The sequence below is a fragment of the Massilia sp. CCM 8734 genome (genome assembly GCF_011682155.1).
In the GTDB taxonomy this organism is placed as follows: domain Bacteria; phylum Pseudomonadota; class Gammaproteobacteria; order Burkholderiales; family Burkholderiaceae_D; genus Telluria_A; species Telluria_A rubra.
Map to the genome: position 1 here is coordinate 14,052 of NZ_WHJI01000013.1, position 19,857 is coordinate 33,908.

Consider the following 19,857-nt stretch of genomic DNA (forward strand, 5'->3'; position numbering starts at 1 on the left):
GCCATTGCCTACCATTTAGGATTTGCGCAACTGCCATACGGCGCATGCTAAAATCCCACGCTTGTCTGTAGCTAAGTCGGTGGGCGCACCATCGTTGTGCACCTGTCGCACTGGCGGCATCGAACATGCAGCAGGGGACGTCGAACATTGCGCAGAGCAGCCGGTGTCGATGTTCCAGCAATTTGCGTACAGCTAATATAACCACAGCCTGAGATCAGTCCCGCCAATGGATCAATTCGCAAAAGAAACAATCCCTATTTCCCTCGAAGAAGAGATGCGCAAGAGCTACCTCGATTACGCGATGAGCGTGATCGTCGGCCGTGCCTTGCCGGATGTGCGCGACGGCTTGAAGCCGGTGCACCGCCGCGTCTTGTTCGCCATGCACGAAATGAACAACGTGTACAACCGCCCGTACGTCAAGTGTGCGCGCGTGGTCGGCGAAACCATGGGTAAGTACCACCCGCACGGCGACGCGTCGATTTACGACACGCTGGTGCGCATGGCCCAGGATTTCTCCTTGCGCTACACCTTGATCGATGGCCAGGGCAATTTCGGTTCGGTCGACGGTGACAGCGCCGCGGCCATGCGTTACACCGAGTGCCGCCTCGACAAGATCGCCGGCGAGATCCTGGCCGATATCGACAAGGACACGGTCGACTTCCAGCCCAACTATGATGGCAAGGAAAAAGAACCGACGGTGCTGCCGACCCGGATTCCCAATTTGCTGATCAACGGTTCGTCCGGCATCGCGGTCGGCATGGCCACCAACATCCCGCCGCACAACCTGACCGAGATCGTCAACGGCGCCCTGCACGTGCTGCGCAATCCCGACTGCACCATCGACGAGCTGATCGAGATCATTCCGGCGCCGGACTTCCCGACCGCCGGCATCATCTACGGCGTCTCGGGCGTGCGCGACGGCTACCGCACCGGCCGTGGCCGCGTGGTCATGCGCGCCAAGACCCACTTCGAGGAATACGGCAAGGATGGCGGGCGCATCGCGATCATCGTCGACGAGTTGCCGTACCAGGTGAATAAAAAGTCCCTGCTCGAGCGCATCGCCGAGAACGTGCGCGACAAGAAGCTCGAAGGCATTTCCGACATTCGCGACGAGTCCGACAAGTCGGGCATGCGCGTGGTCATCGAACTGAAACGCGGCGAAGTGCCGGAAGTCGTCCTCAACAACCTGTACAAGCAGACCCAGTTGCAGGATACCTTCGGCATGAACATGGTCGCGCTGGTCAACGGCCAGCCGAAACTGCTCAACCTCAAGCAGATGCTGCAGTGCTTCCTGTCGCACCGCCGCGAAGTGGTCACGCGCCGCACCGTGTTCGAACTGCGCAAGGCGCGCGAACGCGGCCACATGCTCGAAGGCCTGGCGGTCGCCCTGGCCAATATCGACGACTTCATCGCCATCATCAAGGCCGCGCCATCGCCACCGATCGCCAAGACCGAACTGATGGCGCGCGCCTGGGACTCGTCCCTGGTGCGCGAAATGCTGCTGCGTACCGCCGAAGGCACCACCATCGGCGGCGTCGAAGCGTTCCGTCCGGAGCACCTGCCGAAGCACTACGGCATGCAGCCCGACGGCATGTACAAGCTGTCCGACGAACAGGCGCAAGAGATTTTGCAAATGCGCCTGCAACGCCTGACGGGCCTGGAGCAGGACAAGATCGTCAACGAGTACAAAGAGATCATGGCGCACATCGCCGACCTGCTCGACATCCTGGCCAAGCCGGAGCGCGTCACCGTCATCATCACCGACGAAATGACGGTGATCATGAACGAGTACGGCGTCGGCAACAAGGACGTGCGCCGCTCGACCATCGAGCACAATGCGACCGACCTGGAAACCGAAGACCTGATCACGCCGCAGGACATGGTCGTGACCCTGTCGCACACCGGTTACATGAAGTCGCAGCCGATCTCCGAATACCGCGCGCAAAAGCGCGGTGGACGCGGCAAGCAAGCCATGGCGACCAAGGAAGAAGACTGGATCGACCAGCTGTTCATCGCCAACACGCACGATTACATCCTGTGCTTCTCGAACCGCGGCCGCATGTACTGGCTCAAGGTGTGGGAAGTGCCGCAAGGCTCGCGCAATTCGCGCGGTAAGCCGATCGTCAACATGTTCCCGCTGCAGGACAACGAGAAGATCACCGTGGTGCTGCCGCTGTCGGGCGTGAACCGCACCTTCCCGGAAGACCACTACGTGTTCATGGCGACCAGCCTGGGTACCGTCAAAAAGACGCCGCTCAAGGACTTCAGCAATCCACGCAAGGCCGGCATCATCGCGGTCGACCTGGACGACGGCGACTTCCTGATCGGCGCCGCACTGACCGACGGCGAGCACGATGTGATGCTGTTCTCCGACTCCGGCAAGGCCGTGCGCTTCGACGAGAACGACGTGCGTCCGATGGGCCGTACCGCGCGCGGCGTGCGCGGCATGAACCTGGAAGAGGGCCAGAACGTGATCGCCCTGCTGGTGGCCGAAAACGAGCAGCAGTCGGTGCTCACGGCGACCGAAAACGGCTTCGGCAAGCGTACTCCGATCACCGAGTACACCCGCCATGGCCGTGGCACCAAGGGCATGATCGCGATCCAGACCAGCGAGCGTAACGGCCGCGTGGTCGCCGCCACCCTGGTCGAGCCGAGCGACGAGATCATGCTCATCACCACCGGCGGCGTGTTGATCCGCACCCGCGTGTCGGAAATCCGCGAAATGGGCCGTGCCACGCAAGGCGTGACCCTGATCGCGGTCGAAGACGGCACCAAGTTGAGCGGCCTGCAGCGCATCGTCGAAACCGACCTCGAAGACGTCGACCTCGAAACGCCGCCGGAGTAAAAAACGGTGGGGGCCGGTCTTGTTTTCGCACTTCGTGCGAGAATGACGCCGGCCCTTTTTTTGGCGCTTGATCCGACCATCCACGTTTCCGTTTGGAGAGTTATCATGAAAAAACTGACCGCCATCTGTTGTACCGCGCTGGCCCTGATGGCCGCGCCAGTGTTTGCCCAGACGGCCGCGATCGACCCGGCTACCGACAAGGCTACGCGTGCGCTGCTTGAATCGATGGGCACGCGCAAGATGATCAAGGATAGCTTCGAGCAGATGAAGGCGAGCATCCCGCAAATGATTCTCGACAACGCGACCGCCGTCATTAACAGCAATACGCGCCTGAGCGCCGCGCAGAAGAAGGCGGCCATCGCCGAAGCGACCAAGAAAGTGCCGGACGTCGCCGCGCGCGTCCAGCGCGTGTTCGAAGAGCCCGCCCTGGTCGAGGAGATGGTCGAAGCCGTTGTGCCGCTCTACGCGAGCCGCTTTACGGTGGCCGAAATCGAGCAGATCGCCGCGTTTTACCGTAGCCCGGTGGGCGCCAAGATGCTCGCCGCCACGCCGCAGATCGTGAACGAGTCCATGCAGATGAGTCAAAAGATCATGTTGCCGCGCATGGGTAAGCTCATGCAGGAAGCCGCTGCCGCAGCCACCGCCAAATAGTCGTTCATCCCACTTGCAAGGACCTCCGTGACCCAGATCTACAACTTCTCCGCCGGCCCCGCCGTCCTGCCCAAGGAAGTGCTGCAGGAAGCCGCCACCGACATGCTCGACTGGCACGGCAGCGGCATGTCGGTGATGGAGATGAGTCACCGCGGCCCCGAGTTCATCTCGATCTACGAAGCGGCCGTGCGCGACCTGCGCCTGCTGCTGAACGTCCCCGCCAACTACAAGATCCTGTTCCTGCAAGGCGGCGGCCTGGGCGAAAACGCCATCGTGCCGATGAACCTGGTTGGCCGCGTATCTGCGCCGGCGACCATCGACTTCGTGCACACCGGTTCCTGGTCCGGCAAGTCGGTCAAGGAAGCGGCGCGCTACGCCCACGTCAACGTGGCCGCCAGCGGCGAGGCGGGGCGCTTTACCACGGTGCCGCCGCAAAGCGAGTGGAAGCTCACCCCCGGCGCGGCCTACCTGCACCTGTGCACCAACGAAACCATCGACGGGGTCGAATACAACTTCGTCCCCGAACTGGCCGGCGACACGCCGATCGTGGCCGACATGTCCTCGCACATTTTGTCGCGCGTGATCGACGTGAGCAAATACGGCGTCATTTTCGGCGGTGCGCAAAAGAACATCGGTCCGGCCGGCCTGACGGTGGTCATCGTGCGCGACGACCTGCTCGGGCACGCGCTGCCGATTTGCCCGTCCGCCTTCGACTGGAGCATCGTCGCCGCGCACGACTCGATGTACAACACGCCGCCGACCTACGGCATTTACATCGCAGGCCTGGTGTTCGCGCACCTGCTGCGCCAGGGCGGGGTGGCCGCCATGGAGCAGCGCAACATCGCCAAGGCCGACCTGCTGTACGCGGCCCTGGACATTGACGATTTTTACCAGAACCGCGTGGCGAAAGACTGCCGCTCGCGCATGAACGTCCCGTTCTACCTGCGCGATGAAACGCTCAACGACAAATTCCTGGCCGGTGCAAAAGCGCGCGGCCTGCTGCAGCTCAAGGGCCACAAGTCCGTGGGCGGTATGCGCGCATCGATCTACAACGCGATGCCGATCGAGGGCGTGCAAGCCCTGGTCGATTACCTGAACGAGTTCGCCGGCCGTACGTAACAACAGGGGATCGTTCCCCTACGCGAACACCCGATTCACCGCAAACCATGCCGCATTCATGACAGACAAACTCAAACCATTGCGCGAACAGATCGATGCGATCGACGCGCAGATTCTCACCTTACTCAGCCAGCGAGCGCGCCTGGCGCAGGAAGTCGGCCACGTCAAGGCCGAAACCAGCGCCCCGGTGTTTCGCCCCGAACGCGAAGCGCAGGTGCTGCGCGGCGTGGCCGACCGCAATCCGGGTCCGCTCAAGGCGGCCGAAGTGCAAACCATCTTCCGCGAGATCATGTCGGCCTGCCGCTCGCTCGAAAAGCGCGTCACGGTGGCCTACCTCGGGCCTTCCGGCACCTTCACCGAGCAGGCCGCGTTCCAGCAGTTCGGCAGCGCCATCGAAGGGCTGCCATGCATCTCGATCGACGAAGTATTTCGCGCGACCGAAGCCGGCACCGCCGATTTCGGCGTGGTCCCGGTCGAAAACTCGTCGGAAGGAGCGGTCAACCGCACGCTCGACCTGATGCTCGGCACCACCACCATCATCAGCGGCGAGATCTCGATTCCCGTGCACCACAGCCTGATGACCAAGACCGGCAACATGGACGGCGTGACGGTGGTGTGCGCGCACTCGCAGGCCCTGGCCCAGTGCCAGGTCTGGCTGAACCAGAACTACCCTGGCATCGAGCGGCGCGCGGTGGTATCGAACGCCGAAGCGGCCGTCATGGCCAGCAAGGATGCGACGATGGCGGCGATTGCCAGCGAAATGGCGGGCGAACAGTATCGCCTCGGCGTGGTCAAGGGGCATATCCAGGACGACCCGCACAACCGCACCCGCTTCGCCGTCATCGGCCATTTGCAGACCAACCCCTCGGGCAGCGACCAGACCTCGCTGGTGCTGGCGGTGCCGAACAAGGCGGGCGCGGTCTACAACCTGCTCGCGCCTTTGGCCGTGAACGGCGTGTCGATGACGCGTTTCGAATCGCGCCCGGCCCGCATCGGCACCTGGGAATACTACTTCTACGTCGACATCGAAGGCCACGTGCAGGATCCGGCGGTGGCCAAGGCGCTCGACGAGCTGCGCGACAACGCCGCCTTCTTCAAGGTGCTCGGCTCATATCCGCTCAGTCTTTGATTTTCAGAACTTAAAACAACTACAGAGATAAAACCATGTCCCAGCAATTCGGTCCAGAATACGTCCGTGCCATCGCTCCCTACCAGGCGGGCAAACCGATCGCGGAGGTCGCGCGCGAGTTCGGGCTCGACGAAGCGAACATCGTCAAACTGGCGTCGAACGAAAATCCGTTCGGCGTGCCCGCATCGAGCCAGCAAGCCATGGCCGCTGCGGTGGCCGATCTGGGACGCTACCCCGACGCCAACGGTTTTGATTTGAAAGCGGCGCTGTCGAAGCGCTACGAAGTGCCGGCCGACTGGATCACCTTGGGCAACGGCAGCAACGACATCCTCGAGATCGCCGCCCACGCGTTCGTGCAAAAAGGCCAGGCCGTGGTGTACTCGCAATACTCGTTCGCCGTGTACGCGCTGGCCACCCAGGGCGTGGGCGCGCGCGCCATCGTGGTGCCGGCCAAGGATTACGGCCATGACCTCGACGCCATGGCGGCGGCGATTGACGCCGACACGCGCCTGGTCTTCATCGCCAACCCGAACAACCCGACCGGCACCTTCATTGCGGCCGCGCAGATCGAGGCATTCCTGGGCAAGGTGCCGGCCAACGTGGTCGTGGTGCTGGACGAAGCCTACAACGAGTTCCTCGCGCCCGAGCACCAGTTCGAGTCAAGCCAGTGGGCGCGCAAGTACCCGAACCTGCTGATCTCGCGCACCTTCTCCAAAGCCTACGGCCTGGCCGGCCTGCGCGTCGGTTTTGCGATTGCGCAGCCGGCCCTGACCGACCTGATGAACCGCATCCGGCAACCGTTCAACGTCAATTCGCTGGCGCAGGCGGCGGCGATTGCCGCCCTGAACGACAAGCCGTTCCTGGAGCAGGGCGCCAAGAACAACGCCGCCGGCTACGCCCAGTTTGTCGAAGCCTTCGACGAGCTGGGATTGCAGTACGTGCCATCGTTCGGTAATTTCGTGCTGGTCAAGGTGGGCGACGACGATGGCGCCGGCAGCCGCGTGAACCTGGCGCTGCTCAAGCAAGGCGTGATCGTACGCCCGGTCGGCAACTACGGCCTGCCGCAATGGCTGCGCATCTCGATCGGCCTGCCGGCCGAAAACGCGATCTTCATCGCCGCCCTCAAGAAAGCGCTGGCCTGACGTGTTCAATAAAGTCGTCATCTTCGGCGTTGGACTGATCGGCGGCTCGTTCGCGCGCGCGCTGCGCCATGCCGGCGTGGTGAGCACCCTGGTCGGCGTGGGGCGCTCGCCGCAAGCGATGGCGCGCGCGCTCGAACTGGGCATCATCGACCAGGTGGCGGGCTCGGTGCAGGATGCGATGGCGGGCGCCGACCTGGTGCTGATCGCCGCGCCGGTGGCGCAGACCGCAGCGATCCTGGCCTCGCTGCTGCCGTACCTGGAAGCGGGCACCATCGTCACCGACGCCGGCAGCACCAAGTCCGACGTGGTGGCGGCGGCGCGCGCCGTGATGAAAGGGCGGGTCGGCCAGTTCGTGCCGGGGCACCCGATCGCCGGGCGCGAAACCAACGGGCCGGATGCCGCCATCGTCGACCTGTACCACGGCAAAAAAACCGTGCTCACGCCGCTGCCCGAAAATACGGCCGGCGATGTTGAAAGGGTGGCCGCCGCGTGGAGCGCGTGCGGCGCCATCATCCACAAGCTCTCGCCGCAGGAACACGACACCGTGTTCGCCTCGGTCAGCCACCTGCCGCACTTGCTGGCGTATGCGCTGGTCGACGACATCGCCCGCAAGGCCCACGCCGGCCTGTTGTTCCAGTACGCCGCCAGCGGCTTTCGGGACTTCACGCGCATCGCCGGCTCGTCGCCCGAGATGTGGCGCGACATCTCGCTGGCCAACCAATCGGCCCTTCTGGGCGAGTTGGACGCATATCTGGCACAATTAACAGTGATGCGCGCCATGCTCGCCAGCGGCGACGGCGCGGCGCTCGAAGCGGTCTACGCCAACGCCCAGCGCGCGCGCTGCCGCTGGATCGAAGCGATCGAAACGGCCGAAGCGCCGCCGGCGCCAGGCAGCAGTCCGGAATAAACCCAGTATCTCAAGGAACCCCAGCATGACCCAGCAGAAGCAGTACCCGCACCATATCGATCTCAAGCCCGTCATGCACGTCGAGGGCGTGGTGAGGCTGCCGGGGTCCAAGAGCATTTCCAACCGCACCTTGCTGCTGGCCGCGCTGGCCGAAGGCAGCACCACCATCATCGACCTGCTAGCATCGGACGACACCCTGGTCATGCTGGGCGCGCTGCGCTCGCTGGGCCTGAAATGGGACCAGGTCGACGAGCACACCCACATCGTGCATGGCGGCGGCGGCGCTTTGCCGGTGCACGAAGCCGATCTGTTCATGGGTAACGCCGGCACCGCGATCCGCCCGCTGACGGCGGCGCTGGCCGTCATTGGCGGCGACTACACGCTGCACGGCGTCACGCGCATGCACGAGCGTCCGATCGGCGACCTGGTCGACGCATTGAATGCCATCGGCGCGCAGATCGAATACACCGGCGTGGAAGGTTTTCCGCCGCTGCGTATCCGGCGCGGGCATATCCACGCGCAGCGCCTGTCGGTCCGCGGCAACGTATCGAGCCAGTTCCTGACCGCCTTGCTGATGGCCGCGCCGCTGATGGCGCGCGAGCAGCCGGTGACGATCGACGTGGTCGGAGAACTGATCTCCAAGCCATATATCGAGATTACCCTGAACCTGATGCGGCGCTTCGGCGTGACGGTGGAGCAGGATGGCTGGCAATCGTTTACCGTGCAGCCGGGGCAGCGCTACACCAGTCCGGGCACGATTCATGTGGAAGGCGATGCCTCGTCGGCCTCGTACTTTTTGGCGGCGGGCGCGATTGGGGGCGGTCCGATCCGGGTTGAGGGAGTAGGGCGCGACAGCATCCAGGGCGACGTGCGCTTTGCCGAAGCGCTCGAGCAGATGGGCGCGACGATCACGCGCGGCGACAACTGGATCGAAGCGCGCTCGAACGGCGTACTGAAAGCCATCGACGCCGACTTCAACCACATTCCAGACGCGGCGATGACGATTGCGGTGGCCGCCCTGTACGCCGACGGCACCACGACCTTGCGCAACATCGCCAGCTGGCGCGTGAAAGAGACCGACCGGCTGGCCGCGATGGCGACCGAATTGCGCAAGCTCGGTGCGATTGTCGTGGAAGGGCCGGATTTCATCTCCGTGACGCCGCCCGAGGGCGAGCTGAGCGCGGCGACGATCGACACGTATGACGACCACCGGATGGCGATGTGTTTCTCTCTGGCAAGCCTGGACGGCAAAGCGCGGCGCGGCAACACGATGCGCATCAACGACCCCAAGTGCGTCGCCAAGACCTTCCCCGACTACTTCGACGCCTTCGCCGGCATCGCCCACGAGAATCTGATTTAGTTGCACAACCGAGACGTTCACCGGGGTCTGACCTCTGATTCGAAATATTTCTTAATTGAGTCAGACCCCGGTTAAGCAGGGGGCAGCGCTCCGACTCGGAACATGTCCTAATCGGGGTCGGACGTTCACCGGGGTCTGACCTCTGATTCGAAATATTTCTTAATTGAGGTCAGACCCCGGTTAAGTAAGTTGTTGTTTTTGTACGTTTTATAGTGATTTCACCAGGACACCGTCCCATGCCACATTCGCATATTCCCGTCATCGCCATCGATGGCCCCACCGCTTCCGGCAAGGGCACCGTCGCCCACAAGGTGGCCGATCGACTCGGCTTCCATTACCTCGATTCCGGCGCCTTGTACCGCCTCACCGCACTGATGGCCTTGCGCAAGGGGACGGCGGTCAATGACGAACACGCCCTCGCCAAGCTGGCCGAACACCTCCCCGCCAGCTTCAGCGGCGGCGAAATCCTGCTGGCGAACGAACATGTCACCCAACTCATCCGCGCGGAAGAGGTCGGCAACATGGCGTCGAAGATCGCGGCGCTGCCCGCCGTGCGCCAGGCTTTGTTCGCCCTGCAACTGGGCTTTCGCCGGGCCCCGGGGCTGGTCGCCGATGGCCGCGACATGGGCACGGTAATCTTTCCGCACGCGCAACTGAAGGTGTTTCTCACCGCCAGTACCGAGGCGCGCGCGCAACGCCGATATAAGCAATTGATTGACAAGGGGTTTTCTGCTAATATAGAAGACCTCCTGTCCGATTTGAAGGCGCGCGACGACCGTGATACTTACCGGGCCATCGCGCCATTGATGCCGGCAGAAGGGGCGCACCTGCTCGACACCTCGAATATGACCGCTGACGAAGCGGTCGAGGAAGTGCTGAAATGGTATGCGCACGCTAAGCAGTCGTAGTCTGAAGTAGCAATGGGTGCTTGCAATTGCAATAGTGCCATTGCAGGCGTTGAATCAACCTATAACCCAGTTTAAGTCGCATGGTGCGATCTCTGCTGGCTAACTCGTGTACAAACTATGTCAACAGCAACAACTGAAGCAACCGGTATGGAAAGTTTTGCAGCGCTCTTCGAGGAATCGTTGTCGCGCCAAGATATGCGCTCCGGCGAAGTTATTTCCGCTGAAGTCGTGCGTCTCGACCACAATTTCGTGATCGTCAACGCTGGCCTCAAATCCGAAGCTTTCATTCCTATCGAAGAATTCAAGAACGACCAGGGCGAACTGGAAGTTCAAGTCGGCGATTTCGTTTCCGTAGCGATTGAGTCGCTGGAAAACGGCTTCGGCGACACCATCCTCTCGCGCGACAAGGCAAAACGCCTGGCGTCGTGGCTGGCACTGGAAAAAGCCATGGAATCGGGCGAGATCGTCGTCGGTACCGTCAATGGCAAAGTCAAGGGCGGCCTGACCGTTCTGACCAACGGCATCCGCGCGTTCCTGCCGGGTTCGCTGGTCGACACCCGTCCTGTCAAGGACACCACCCCGTTCGAAGGCAAGACCCTGGAATTCAAGGTCATCAAGCTCGACCGTAAGCGTAACAACGTGGTTCTGTCCCGCCGCGCCGTCATCGAAGCATCGATGGGCGAAGAGCGTCAGAAACTGATGGAAACGCTGAAAGAAGGCACCGTGGTTACCGGCGTCGTCAAAAATATCACCGACTACGGCGCGTTCGTGGATCTGGGCGGTATCGATGGCCTGCTGCACATCACCGACCTGGCATGGCGTCGTGTGCGTCACCCGTCGGAAGTGCTGACCGTTGGCCAGGAAATCACCGCCAAAGTCCTGAAGTACGATCAGGAAAAGAACCGTGTTTCGCTGGGCGTGAAGCAACTGGGCGACGATCCTTGGACCGGTCTGTCCCGTCGTTACCCACAAAGCACCCGTCTGTTCGGCAAAGTAACGAACCTCACCGACTACGGCGCGTTCGTGGAAGTCGAGCAGGGTATCGAAGGTCTGGTCCACGTTTCCGAAATGGACTGGACCAACAAGAACGTGGCGCCAAACAAAGTTGTCCAGCTGGGCGACGAAGTGGAAGTCATGGTTCTCGAGATCGACGAAGAGCGTCGCCGTATTTCGCTGGGCATGAAGCAGTGCAAAGCCAATCCTTGGGATGACTTCGGCGTTACCCATAAAAAGGGCGACAAAGTCCGCGGCGCGATCAAGTCGATCACCGACTTCGGCGTGTTCATCGGCCTGGCCGGCAACATCGATGGTCTGGTGCACCTGTCCGACCTGTCCTGGACCGAAACCGGCGAAGAAGCTGTCCGTCGTTTCAAAAAGGGCGACGAACTGGAAGCCATCGTGTTGGCAATCGACGTCGAGCGCGAGCGCGTTTCCCTGGGTGTCAAGCAACTCGAAGGCGACCCATTCAACAACTTCGCTGCAATGAACGACAAAGGCTCCCTGGTAACGGGTACGGTCAAGTCGGTCGAGCCTAAGGGCGCTGTGATCCAGTTGTCCGAAGAAGTTGAAGGCTACCTGCGTGCTTCCGAAATCTCGCGCGACCGCGTTGAAGATGCCGGTACCCACCTGAAGGTTGGCGATTCGGTTGAAGCACTGGTGATCAACATTGACCGCAAAGCGCGCAGCATCCAGCTGTCGATCAAAGCGAAAGACAATGTCGACACTCAGGAAGCGATGCAGAAAATTGCTTCGACCTCCGACAACAATGCAGCATCGGGCACCACCAGCCTGGGCGCACTGTTGAAAGCTAAGTTCGACAACAAGAACTAAGACACTCGGAATCGACAGATGACGAAGTCCGAGTTGATTAACCGCCTGGCTGAGCGCTATTCTCAGCTGGTGGCCAAGGATGCGGAGTACGCTGTCAAGACCATTCTCGATGCCATGACCAACGCTTTGGCGACTGGCCAGCGCATCGAGATCCGTGGTTTTGGTAGTTTTGCCCTGAACAGCCGGCCGCCGCGCATCGGACGCAATCCCAAGTCCGGCGACAAGGTGATGGTGCCCGAAAAACGGGTACCGCACTTCAAGCCGGGCAAGCAATTGCGCGAACGGGTAGATGCGATGGTCGGGCAGCCGATTATTGAAGACTGAGTCGTTTGTCGACACAGAAGAACGGCATCCTTGGATGCCGTTTTTTTTCGTCCCGCAGCGGGACGTCGCAGGAGTTGGCAGCCTGCCCCGGACCCCCTCTGTTTTGGTGTAATATGCGACACTTGCGACCTTTTCAGACTGGACCTGGCTGATGAAATTTGTATCCACCATCGTTGGATTTATTCTGTTTATCCTGTTTTTCGGCTTTGCCCTGAAGAACACGCAGGAAGTCGACCTGCACTTTTTCCTCAATTACGAACTGCGCGGCCCCCTGGTGCTGATGCTGCTGGGCTTTTTCGTGGCCGGCGCCGCTCTCGGCATCCTGGCCGTCACGCCCACCGTGTTCCGCCACCGCCGCGAAACGTCCAAGCACAAGAACACCATCGTCGCCCTGCAAACCGTGGCGCGCACCTCTGTGGCCCAACCGCAGCCGGACAGCGTCAGTACGCAGCAGTAATCCGGCAGTAACCCCGCAGTAAGCCATCTGAAAAACTAACAAAAAGAACCGCATGGAATTAGAAACCTGGATGTTGCTTGGCATCCCCTTGTTTTTCGCCCTGGGATGGATCGCCGCGCGCGTTGACATCAAGCAACTGCTTTCCGAATCGCGCACATTGCCGCGAGGATATTTTCGCGGCCTGAACTTTTTGCTCAACGAGCAGCCCGACAAGGCCATCGACGCTTTCATCGACATCGTCAAGCTCGATCCCGAAACGGTGGAGATGCACTTCGCCCTCGGCAACCTGTTCCGCCGCCGTGGCGAGATCGAGCGCGCCATCCGCGTGCACCAGAACCTGCTCTCGCGTGCCGACCTGCCGGCCGATGAAAAGGCGCACGGCCAGTACGAACTGGGCATGGATTACCTCAAGGCCGGCCTGCTCGACCGCGCCGAGGAAACCTTCAACCTGCTGCTCGACACGCCCTATGGCGCCCAGGCGCGCCGCGCCCTGCTCGAAATCTACCAGCGTGAAAAAGAATGGCCGCGCGCGATCGAAGCCGCCCTCGGGCTGCAAGAGTCGGGCGCCGGCGCGCGCCAGAAGGAAATCGCCCAGTTCTACTGCGAGTTGGCCCAGGATGCGCTGGTCCACATGCACACCGACGACGCCCTGGCCCTGCTCGACAAAGCCCTGCAGGCCGACCGCAAGAACGTGCGCGCCACCTTGTTGACCGGCGACGCCCAACTGGTCAAGGATGATGTCGAAGGCGCGCTGGTGACCTGGCGCCGCGTCGAACAGCAAAGCGTGCCGCACGTGGCCCTGGTCGCGCAGCGCCTGATGGACGGCTACCGCAAGGTCGGCCGCCCGCAGGAAGGGGTCAACCTGTTGCGCTCCTACCTGGCCGAAGCATCCTCGATCGACCTGATCGAAGTGGTGTTCAAGGCCGTCATCGAACTCGATGGGGTGGACGCGGCCAAGCAGTTGATGATCGATGAACTGCGCCGCAATCCGACCTTGCTCGGCCTCGACAAACTGCTCGAAGCGCGCCTGATGGACGCCCCGGCCGATGTCTGGGAAGAGCTGTCGATGGTGAAGAACCTGGTGCGCGGTTACACCCAGAAGCTGGCGCGCTACCAGTGCAGCCATTGCGGCTTCAAGGCGCGCCAGTTTTACTGGCAGTGCCCGGGATGCAGCCGCTGGGAGACCTACCCGCCGCGCCGCACCGAAGAACTCAATGTCATGAATTAAACGTAACCGATTAAGCGTATCCGAACGATGACCAATCCCACCGCCACTCCGGCGCGCCTGCTCAGCGCCGACAGCCATCCCTTCATCGCCGCGCCCAACCTGGCCGCGGTGCGCATCCTGGTCGTCGGCGACGTGATGCTGGACCGTTACTGGTTCGGTGACGTCAGCCGCATCTCGCCCGAAGCGCCGGTGCCGATCGTGCGCATCGAAAAGCGCGAAGAGCGCCTGGGCGGCGCCGCCAACGTGGCGCGTAATGCGGCGGCCCTCGGCGCCCACTGTGGCCTGCTGGGCGTGGTCGGCGCCGACGAGGCGGGCGAGCAGGTGGCGCAGCTGCTGGCCGAGTCGCGCATCGACAGCTACCTGCAGCGCGACGCCGCCATTTCCACCATCATCAAGCTGCGCGTGATCGGCCGCCAGCAGCAACTGCTGCGCATCGACTTCGAAGACGCGCCCACCGACACCGTCCTGCGCGACAAGCTCACCCAGTTCAACGCACTGCTGCCCGATTTCGACGTGGTGATCCTGTCCGACTACAACAAGGGCAGCCTGGTGAACGTGGCGCACATGATCGAGGCCGGCCGCGCGGCCGGCAAGATCGTCATGGTCGACCCCAAGGGCGACGATTTTTCGCGCTACGCCGGGGCCACCGTGCTCACGCCGAACAAGTCGGAGTTCCGCCGCATCGTCGGCAGCTGGTCGTCCGAAGAACAGCTCACCGCCAAGGCCCAGGCCCTGCGCACCGAACTGCGCCTGGACGCGCTGCTGCTCACGCGCTCGGAAGAGGGCATGAGTTTGTACACCGCCCATGAGGTGCTGCACATGCACGCCGACGCGCGCGAAGTGTTCGACGTCTCCGGCGCGGGCGACACGGTCATCGCCACCATGGCCTCGATGCTCGGCGCCGGCATGCCGATGGCCGACGCCATCATGACGGCCAACCGCGCCGGCGGCATCGTCGTAGGCAAGCTCGGCACGGCGACCGTGACGCGCGAGGAACTGTTCGGCCTGTAGAACAGCAGAGTCTGCCTACACGATTGGCGTTTTGCTGTTCTGATAGCGCTCAATCGGAGCGGTCAACATTGTGCCGGGTCATCCGTTAGCTTGTTGGGGCCGCACTTGCGTCCCTCTAATCTGAAGGAGATACAACATGATCCGACAATTGATGCTGGCCGTTGCAACGCTGGTGGCCGCGATGAGCATGGCGTTTGCCCAGGTCGACGTGAACAAGGCCGATGCAGCCGCACTCGACAGTGTGAAGGGCATCGGCCCCTCTACCTCCAAGCTGATCCTGGAAGAACGCACCAAGGGTGGCGAGTTCAAGGACTGGGCCGACTTTTCCAAACGCGTCAAGGGCGTGGGCGACAAGCGCGCGGTGAAGCTTTCGCAAGCCGGCTTGCAGGTCGCGGGCAAGCCGTTTGATGGCGCCGGCGCCGCGCCAGCGACGGCGGGCAAGGCCGCACCGGCCGCCAAGCCCGCAACAGCGGCCAAGCCGGCGCCGGCGCCCGCCAAAATGTAAGCGCCGTGCGTCTCGCCAAAAAACCCGCCGCCAACGCCGCGGGTTTTTTTCATGGACGCGCAGCTTGCGCGAGCGTGGTTTTTTCGCTGTATGGACGACCTTGCGCGTGCAGGGTCGTGAGATGATAACGGCGCTGCGCTGTTAACCTCGCCTGTCGCAAAGGACCCCTCATGGCATCTGTCCCGTTCACCCAACCCCTGCTGGCCACCCTGCTCGCCGCCGCCGGCGCTGCCTGCGCCGCCGCTCCGGCAAGCCCCGACATTGCGCGCCACCAGGCCCAGGTCGACAAGATCGTGGCCGATATTTCGTCGCAGCGCATCGAAGCGCACGTGCGCAAACTGGTCGGCTTCAAGACGCGCCACACCATGTCCGATACGGTCTCGGAGACGGTCGGCATCGGCGCCGCGCGGCGCTGGATCAAGATGGAGCTGGAACGCTGCGGCGCCGCCGCCGGCGGGCGACTGCAAGTGAGTTTCGACAGCCATGTCACGCCGGTGTCGGCGCGCATTTCGCGTCCGACCGAGATCGTCAACGTGGTGGCGACCCTGCCCGGCACGCAGGCGGCGTCGAAGGAACGCATCTACGTCGTCAGCGGCCACTACGACTCGCGCAATACCGAGATCATGGACGCCAGCGGCGATGCGCCCGGCGCCAACGATGACGCTTCCGGCACCGCCGCCGTCATGGAAATGGCGTGCGTGATGGCGCGCCACCAGTTCGACGCGACCATTGTCTTCATGGCGGTAGCGGCCGAGGAGCAGGGCTTGCTGGGCGCGGCGCATTGGGCCGAACAGGCCAGGCTCAAGAACCTGAACCTGCAAGGCATGTTCACCAACGATATCATCGGCAGCTCGCGCGCCGACGATGGCCGCGTCGACGACAGGCAGGTGCGCCTGTTCGCCGAATCGATCCCGGCGACCAAAGAGAACAGCGACAGCAATCGCGCCCTGCTGGCGACCGGCGGCGAAAACGACTCCACCTCGCGCCAGCTGGCGCGCCATGTGAAGGAAGTGGGGGAGCGTTACGTGCCCGGGTTTACGATCAATGTGATCCAGCGGCGCGACCGTTACCTGCGCGGGGGCGACCATATGCCGTTCCTGGAGCGTGGTTATCCGGCGCTGCGCTTCACGGAGCCGAACGAAGACTTCACGCACCAGCACCAGAACGTGCGCAAGGAAGGCGCGCTGCAGTATGGCGACCTGCCCGAGTTCAACGACTACAACTACATCGCAAAAGTGGCGCGGGTGAATGCGGCGGCGCTGGCGACCTTGTCGCTGGCCCCGGCCGCGCCGCAGAAGGTGCAGATGCGCACCGCGAAGCTGGAGAACGATTCGTCGCTGGTATGGCAGGCCAACGGCGAGCCTGACCTGACCGGCTACCGCATCGTCTGGCGCGAGACCACCGCCGCGCAGTGGCAGGGGGCTTTGTTTGTGGGGAATGTGACCGAGGCGACCGTCAAGCTGTCGAAGGATAACTACTTCTTCGGGGTGCAGGCGGTGGACAAGGATGGCAATGTGAGCGTGGCGACGTATCCGACGCCGCTCAGGTAAAAAACTTCACCGTCGTTCCCGCGCGGGAACGACGGTGGCGGCAGCGCAAACGACCGGCGCTTACTTCACCGCCAGATATGCATGCCGCTGCGCCACCACCGCCGCCTACTTCACCGCCAGATACGCATGCAACTGCGCCACCACCGCCGCGCCTTCTCCCACGGCGGCGGCCACGCGCTTGGTCGATCCGGCCCGCACATCGCCGATCGCAAACACGCCCGGCACCGTGGTCTCCAGGTTCCCGTGCAGCGAGCCGTCCGGGTTGAGCATTTGCCCCGTCACCCGGCAACGGGCCAGCATCACATCGGTCCCGGTCATTACGAACCCGTGCTGGTCGACCTGCACGCCGCAATCGGCCAGCCAGCCCGAATTCGGATCGGCCCCCACGAACAGGAACACGCTGCGCACCACGTGGCTTTCTTCCTGCTCGTCGCGATGCTGCCAGCGCACGCCGCTCAAGCGTTGCCCGTCGCCTTCCAGCCTGGTCAAGCTGGTATGCGTGTGCAGCACGATATTCGGCGTCGCCGCAATGCGCTCGATCAGATAACTCGACATGCTCGCCGCCAGCCCCGCACCGCGAATGAGCATGTGCACCGTCCTGGCGTGGCTTGACAAGAACACGGCCGCCTGGCCGGCCGAATTGCCGCCGCCGACCAGCACCACATCCTCGCCCTGGCACTGGCGTCCTTCCAGCGGCGAGGCCCAGTAATACACGCCGCAGCCTTCGTACGCGGCCAGGTCGGCCAGGTCCGGCTTGCGGTAGCGCGCGCCGCAAGCGAGCACCACCGCGCGCGCCTGTACCTGCCCGCCATCGGCCAGCGACAGGCGCAGCGGATACTGGTCGCACAGCAGTTTGTCGGCGGCGGCCGGAATGGCCACCTGCGCGCCGAATTTTTGCGATTGCACGAACGCCCGTCCGGCCAGCGCGCGCCCCGAAATCCCGGTCGGGAATCCCAGGTAGTTTTCGATGCGCGCGCTGGCGCCGGCCTGGCCGCCGAAGGCGCGGTTTTCCACCACCAGCACCGACAGGCCTTCCGACGCCGCATACACCGCCGTCGCCAGGCCGGACGGGCCGGCGCCCACCACCAGCACGTCGTACACCTTGTCCGGGTCGAGGTCGGGCAGCATGCCGAGGCAGTACCCCAGTTCGGCCAGGCTCGGATTTTTCTTCACCACGCCGTCCGGGCACACCACCAGCGGCAGTTCGTGGGGGCCAGGCTGGTACATGCGGATCAGCGCTTCGGCGTTCGGGCTGGTGGCCGGGTCGAGCACCATGTGCGGATGGCCGTTGCTGGTCAGGAAGGTCTGCAGGCGGAACAGGTCGGCGCTGCCGGCCGGGCCGACCAGCACCGGCGCGCTGGTGCCGGCTTCGATCAGCCCCACGCGCCGCAGGATCAGTGCGCGCATGATACGCTCGCCCAGCTCGGCCTCGGCCACCACCAGCGCGCGCAGCGCTTCGGGCGTGACGATCAAGGCCTCGACCGTGCCGGCCGCGTGCGCGCTCACCAGCGCCGGGCTGCCCGACAACTGGCCCACGTCCGCCGTGAAGTGGCCCGGCCCGTGTTCGACGATCGTGTGGCTGTTGCCCATGCCGTCGCACTGGCTGATGCGCACCTTGCCCGAGAGGATGATCATCATGCCGGGATTGCCGCCGCCGGCGACGAAAATGGCTTGCCCGTCGTCCCAGTGCCCCTCGCTGCCGAAGCGGCGCAGGCGCGCGATCTCGGCGCCGGTCAGGACCGGAAACATCTGGTCGCGGCGCGTCTCGTACTTGCTCAGCGAGCTCTGGGCGCGCTCCTGGATGCTGTTGTCGGGGATGAAGTCGGGGGCGGGCAGGGTGCTCATGGACGGTTCGCTATGGGAAGGTGATCAGCCCTCAGTCTAGCAGTAAGCCGGGGCAAACTACAGCAAGCTGACCCGTCTCATACGGACAAGGGCATCGTGGATTAGAATGATGTTTTGTTGAACTGCAAAGAGTAACCCATGCCTTACATGACCATCGAAGATACGATCGGCAATACCCCGCTGGTGCGCCTGGTGCGCCTGCCGGGCGCCGACGCGGCCGCGCGCAACAACATCATCCTCGGCAAAATGGAAGGCGACAATCCGGCCGGTTCGGTCAAGGACCGCGCCGCCATGTCGATGCTGCGCCGCGCCGAAGAACGCGGCCAGATCAAGCCGGGCGATACCCTGATCGAAGCGACCAGCGGCAACACCGGCATCGCGCTGGCGATGGCGGCGGCGATCCGCGGCTACAAGATGCTGCTGCTGATGCCCGAGTACCTGTCGATCGAGCGGCGCCAGAGCATGGCCGCCTACGGCGCCCAGATTATCCTTACGCCCAAGACCGGCGGCATGGAATACGCGCGCGACATGGCCGAGCAGTTGCAGCGCGACGGCAAGGGCATCATCCTCGACCAGTTCGGCAACCTTGACAACCCGCGCGCCCACTACGAGTCGACCGGTCCCGAGATCTGGCGCGACACCAATGGCGGCGTCACGCACTTTGTCAGCGCCATGGGCACCACCGGCACCATCATGGGCGTGTCGCAGTATCTGAAAGAGCAAAACCCGGCGGTCCAGATCATCGGCGCCCAGCCCGAGGACGGCTCGCAGATCCCCGGCATCCGCAAGTGGCCCGAAGCCTACCTGCCGAAAATCTTCGACAAGGCGCGCGTCGACCTGGTCGAGAACGTGAGCCAGGCGGCGGCCGAACAGATGGCGCGCCGCATGGCGGCCGAAGAGGGCATTTTCTGCGGCATTTCGGCTGCCGGCGCCTGCGAGATCGCCCTGCGCATCTCGCAGACGGTGGAAAACGCCACCATCGTGTTCATCGTGTGCGACCGTGGCGACCGTTACCTGTCGACCGGCGTGTTCCCGGCGTAATCCCG

General features: G+C 63.3%; 17 protein-coding genes. 16 read left to right on the plus strand and 1 reads right to left on the minus strand.

Annotated elements, in window-relative coordinates; translation table 11 throughout:
* Window positions 1-226: 226 nt before the first annotated feature.
* The 15 genes from gyrA to F2P46_RS14005 all read left to right on the plus strand — a co-directional run bounded on the left by gyrA (window position 227) and on the right by F2P46_RS14005 (window position 16,966).
* Window positions 227-2,845 carry a DNA gyrase subunit A gene (gene gyrA, locus F2P46_RS13935; protein WP_166890404.1) on the plus strand — a complete coding sequence of 873 codons (2,619 nt, stop codon included), beginning with the start codon at window positions 227-229 and terminating at the stop codon, window positions 2,843-2,845.
* Window positions 2,846-2,950: 105 nt separating this feature from the next.
* Window positions 2,951-3,496 (plus strand): DUF2059 domain-containing protein, encoded by a 546-nt coding sequence (locus tag F2P46_RS13940; protein ID WP_166890407.1) that lies wholly within the window; start codon window positions 2,951-2,953, stop codon window positions 3,494-3,496.
* Between the two features lie 27 nt (window positions 3,497-3,523).
* Complete coding sequence (gene serC, locus F2P46_RS13945; protein ID WP_166890409.1) at window positions 3,524-4,615, plus strand: 3-phosphoserine/phosphohydroxythreonine transaminase; 1,092 nt, start codon at window positions 3,524-3,526, stop codon at window positions 4,613-4,615.
* 58 nt (window positions 4,616-4,673) lie between these two features.
* Entirely contained in the window at window positions 4,674-5,744 is a 1,071-nt protein-coding gene (gene pheA, locus F2P46_RS13950) for a prephenate dehydratase (protein WP_166890413.1), read from the plus strand.
* A 35-nt stretch (window positions 5,745-5,779) separates the two neighbouring features.
* Window positions 5,780-6,886 carry a histidinol-phosphate transaminase gene (gene hisC / locus F2P46_RS13955; protein WP_166890416.1) on the plus strand — a complete coding sequence of 369 codons (1,107 nt, stop codon included), beginning with the start codon at window positions 5,780-5,782 and terminating at the stop codon, window positions 6,884-6,886.
* Between the two features lies 1 nt (window position 6,887).
* Window positions 6,888-7,793: a prephenate dehydrogenase/arogenate dehydrogenase family protein gene (locus tag F2P46_RS13960; RefSeq protein ID WP_166890419.1), complete on the plus strand. Its 906-nt coding sequence runs from the start codon at window positions 6,888-6,890 to the stop codon at window positions 7,791-7,793.
* Window positions 7,794-7,818: 25 nt separating this feature from the next.
* Window positions 7,819-9,153 (plus strand): 3-phosphoshikimate 1-carboxyvinyltransferase, encoded by a 1,335-nt coding sequence (aroA, locus tag F2P46_RS13965; RefSeq protein WP_166890422.1) that lies wholly within the window; start codon window positions 7,819-7,821, stop codon window positions 9,151-9,153.
* A gap of 236 nt (window positions 9,154-9,389) precedes the next feature.
* On the plus strand, window positions 9,390-10,061 hold the full coding sequence (gene cmk / locus F2P46_RS13970; RefSeq protein WP_166890425.1) for a (d)CMP kinase: 672 nt from the start codon (window positions 9,390-9,392) through the stop codon (window positions 10,059-10,061).
* A gap of 117 nt (window positions 10,062-10,178) precedes the next feature.
* On the plus strand, window positions 10,179-11,891 hold the full coding sequence (rpsA, locus tag F2P46_RS13975) for a 30S ribosomal protein S1 (protein WP_267875858.1): 1,713 nt from the start codon (window positions 10,179-10,181) through the stop codon (window positions 11,889-11,891).
* Between the two features lie 18 nt (window positions 11,892-11,909).
* Window positions 11,910-12,215, plus strand: a complete 306-nt coding sequence (locus tag F2P46_RS13980; RefSeq protein ID WP_008446215.1) for an integration host factor subunit beta — start codon at window positions 11,910-11,912, stop codon at window positions 12,213-12,215.
* Between the two features lie 151 nt (window positions 12,216-12,366).
* Window positions 12,367-12,672 (plus strand): LapA family protein, encoded by a 306-nt coding sequence (locus tag F2P46_RS13985; protein ID WP_166890431.1) that lies wholly within the window; start codon window positions 12,367-12,369, stop codon window positions 12,670-12,672.
* A 52-nt stretch (window positions 12,673-12,724) separates the two neighbouring features.
* Window positions 12,725-13,900, plus strand: a complete 1,176-nt coding sequence (lapB, locus tag F2P46_RS13990) for a lipopolysaccharide assembly protein LapB (protein WP_166890435.1) — start codon at window positions 12,725-12,727, stop codon at window positions 13,898-13,900.
* Window positions 13,901-13,927: 27 nt separating this feature from the next.
* The gene (gene rfaE1 / locus F2P46_RS13995; protein WP_166890438.1) at window positions 13,928-14,911 is read left to right on the plus strand and encodes a D-glycero-beta-D-manno-heptose-7-phosphate kinase; all 984 of its coding nucleotides are present in this window, start codon (window positions 13,928-13,930) and stop codon (window positions 14,909-14,911) included.
* A 136-nt stretch (window positions 14,912-15,047) separates the two neighbouring features.
* Window positions 15,048-15,416: a helix-hairpin-helix domain-containing protein gene (locus tag F2P46_RS14000; protein WP_166890441.1), complete on the plus strand. Its 369-nt coding sequence runs from the start codon at window positions 15,048-15,050 to the stop codon at window positions 15,414-15,416.
* A gap of 170 nt (window positions 15,417-15,586) precedes the next feature.
* A complete protein-coding gene (locus F2P46_RS14005; RefSeq protein WP_166890443.1) occupies window positions 15,587-16,966 on the plus strand; it encodes a M28 family metallopeptidase in 1,380 nt (459 codons plus the stop codon).
* Between the two features lie 105 nt (window positions 16,967-17,071).
* Here the strand turns inward: F2P46_RS14005 and F2P46_RS14010 are convergent, their stop codons facing one another.
* Window positions 17,072-18,811 carry an FAD-dependent oxidoreductase gene (locus F2P46_RS14010; RefSeq protein WP_166890446.1) on the minus strand — a complete coding sequence of 580 codons (1,740 nt, stop codon included), beginning with the start codon at window positions 18,809-18,811 and terminating at the stop codon, window positions 17,072-17,074.
* Window positions 18,812-18,949: 138 nt separating this feature from the next.
* On the opposite strand from F2P46_RS14010, the gene cysM reads away from it, so the two are divergent.
* Complete coding sequence (gene cysM, locus F2P46_RS14015; protein ID WP_166890449.1) at window positions 18,950-19,852, plus strand: cysteine synthase CysM; 903 nt, start codon at window positions 18,950-18,952, stop codon at window positions 19,850-19,852.
* Window positions 19,853-19,857: the final 5 nt, after the last annotated feature.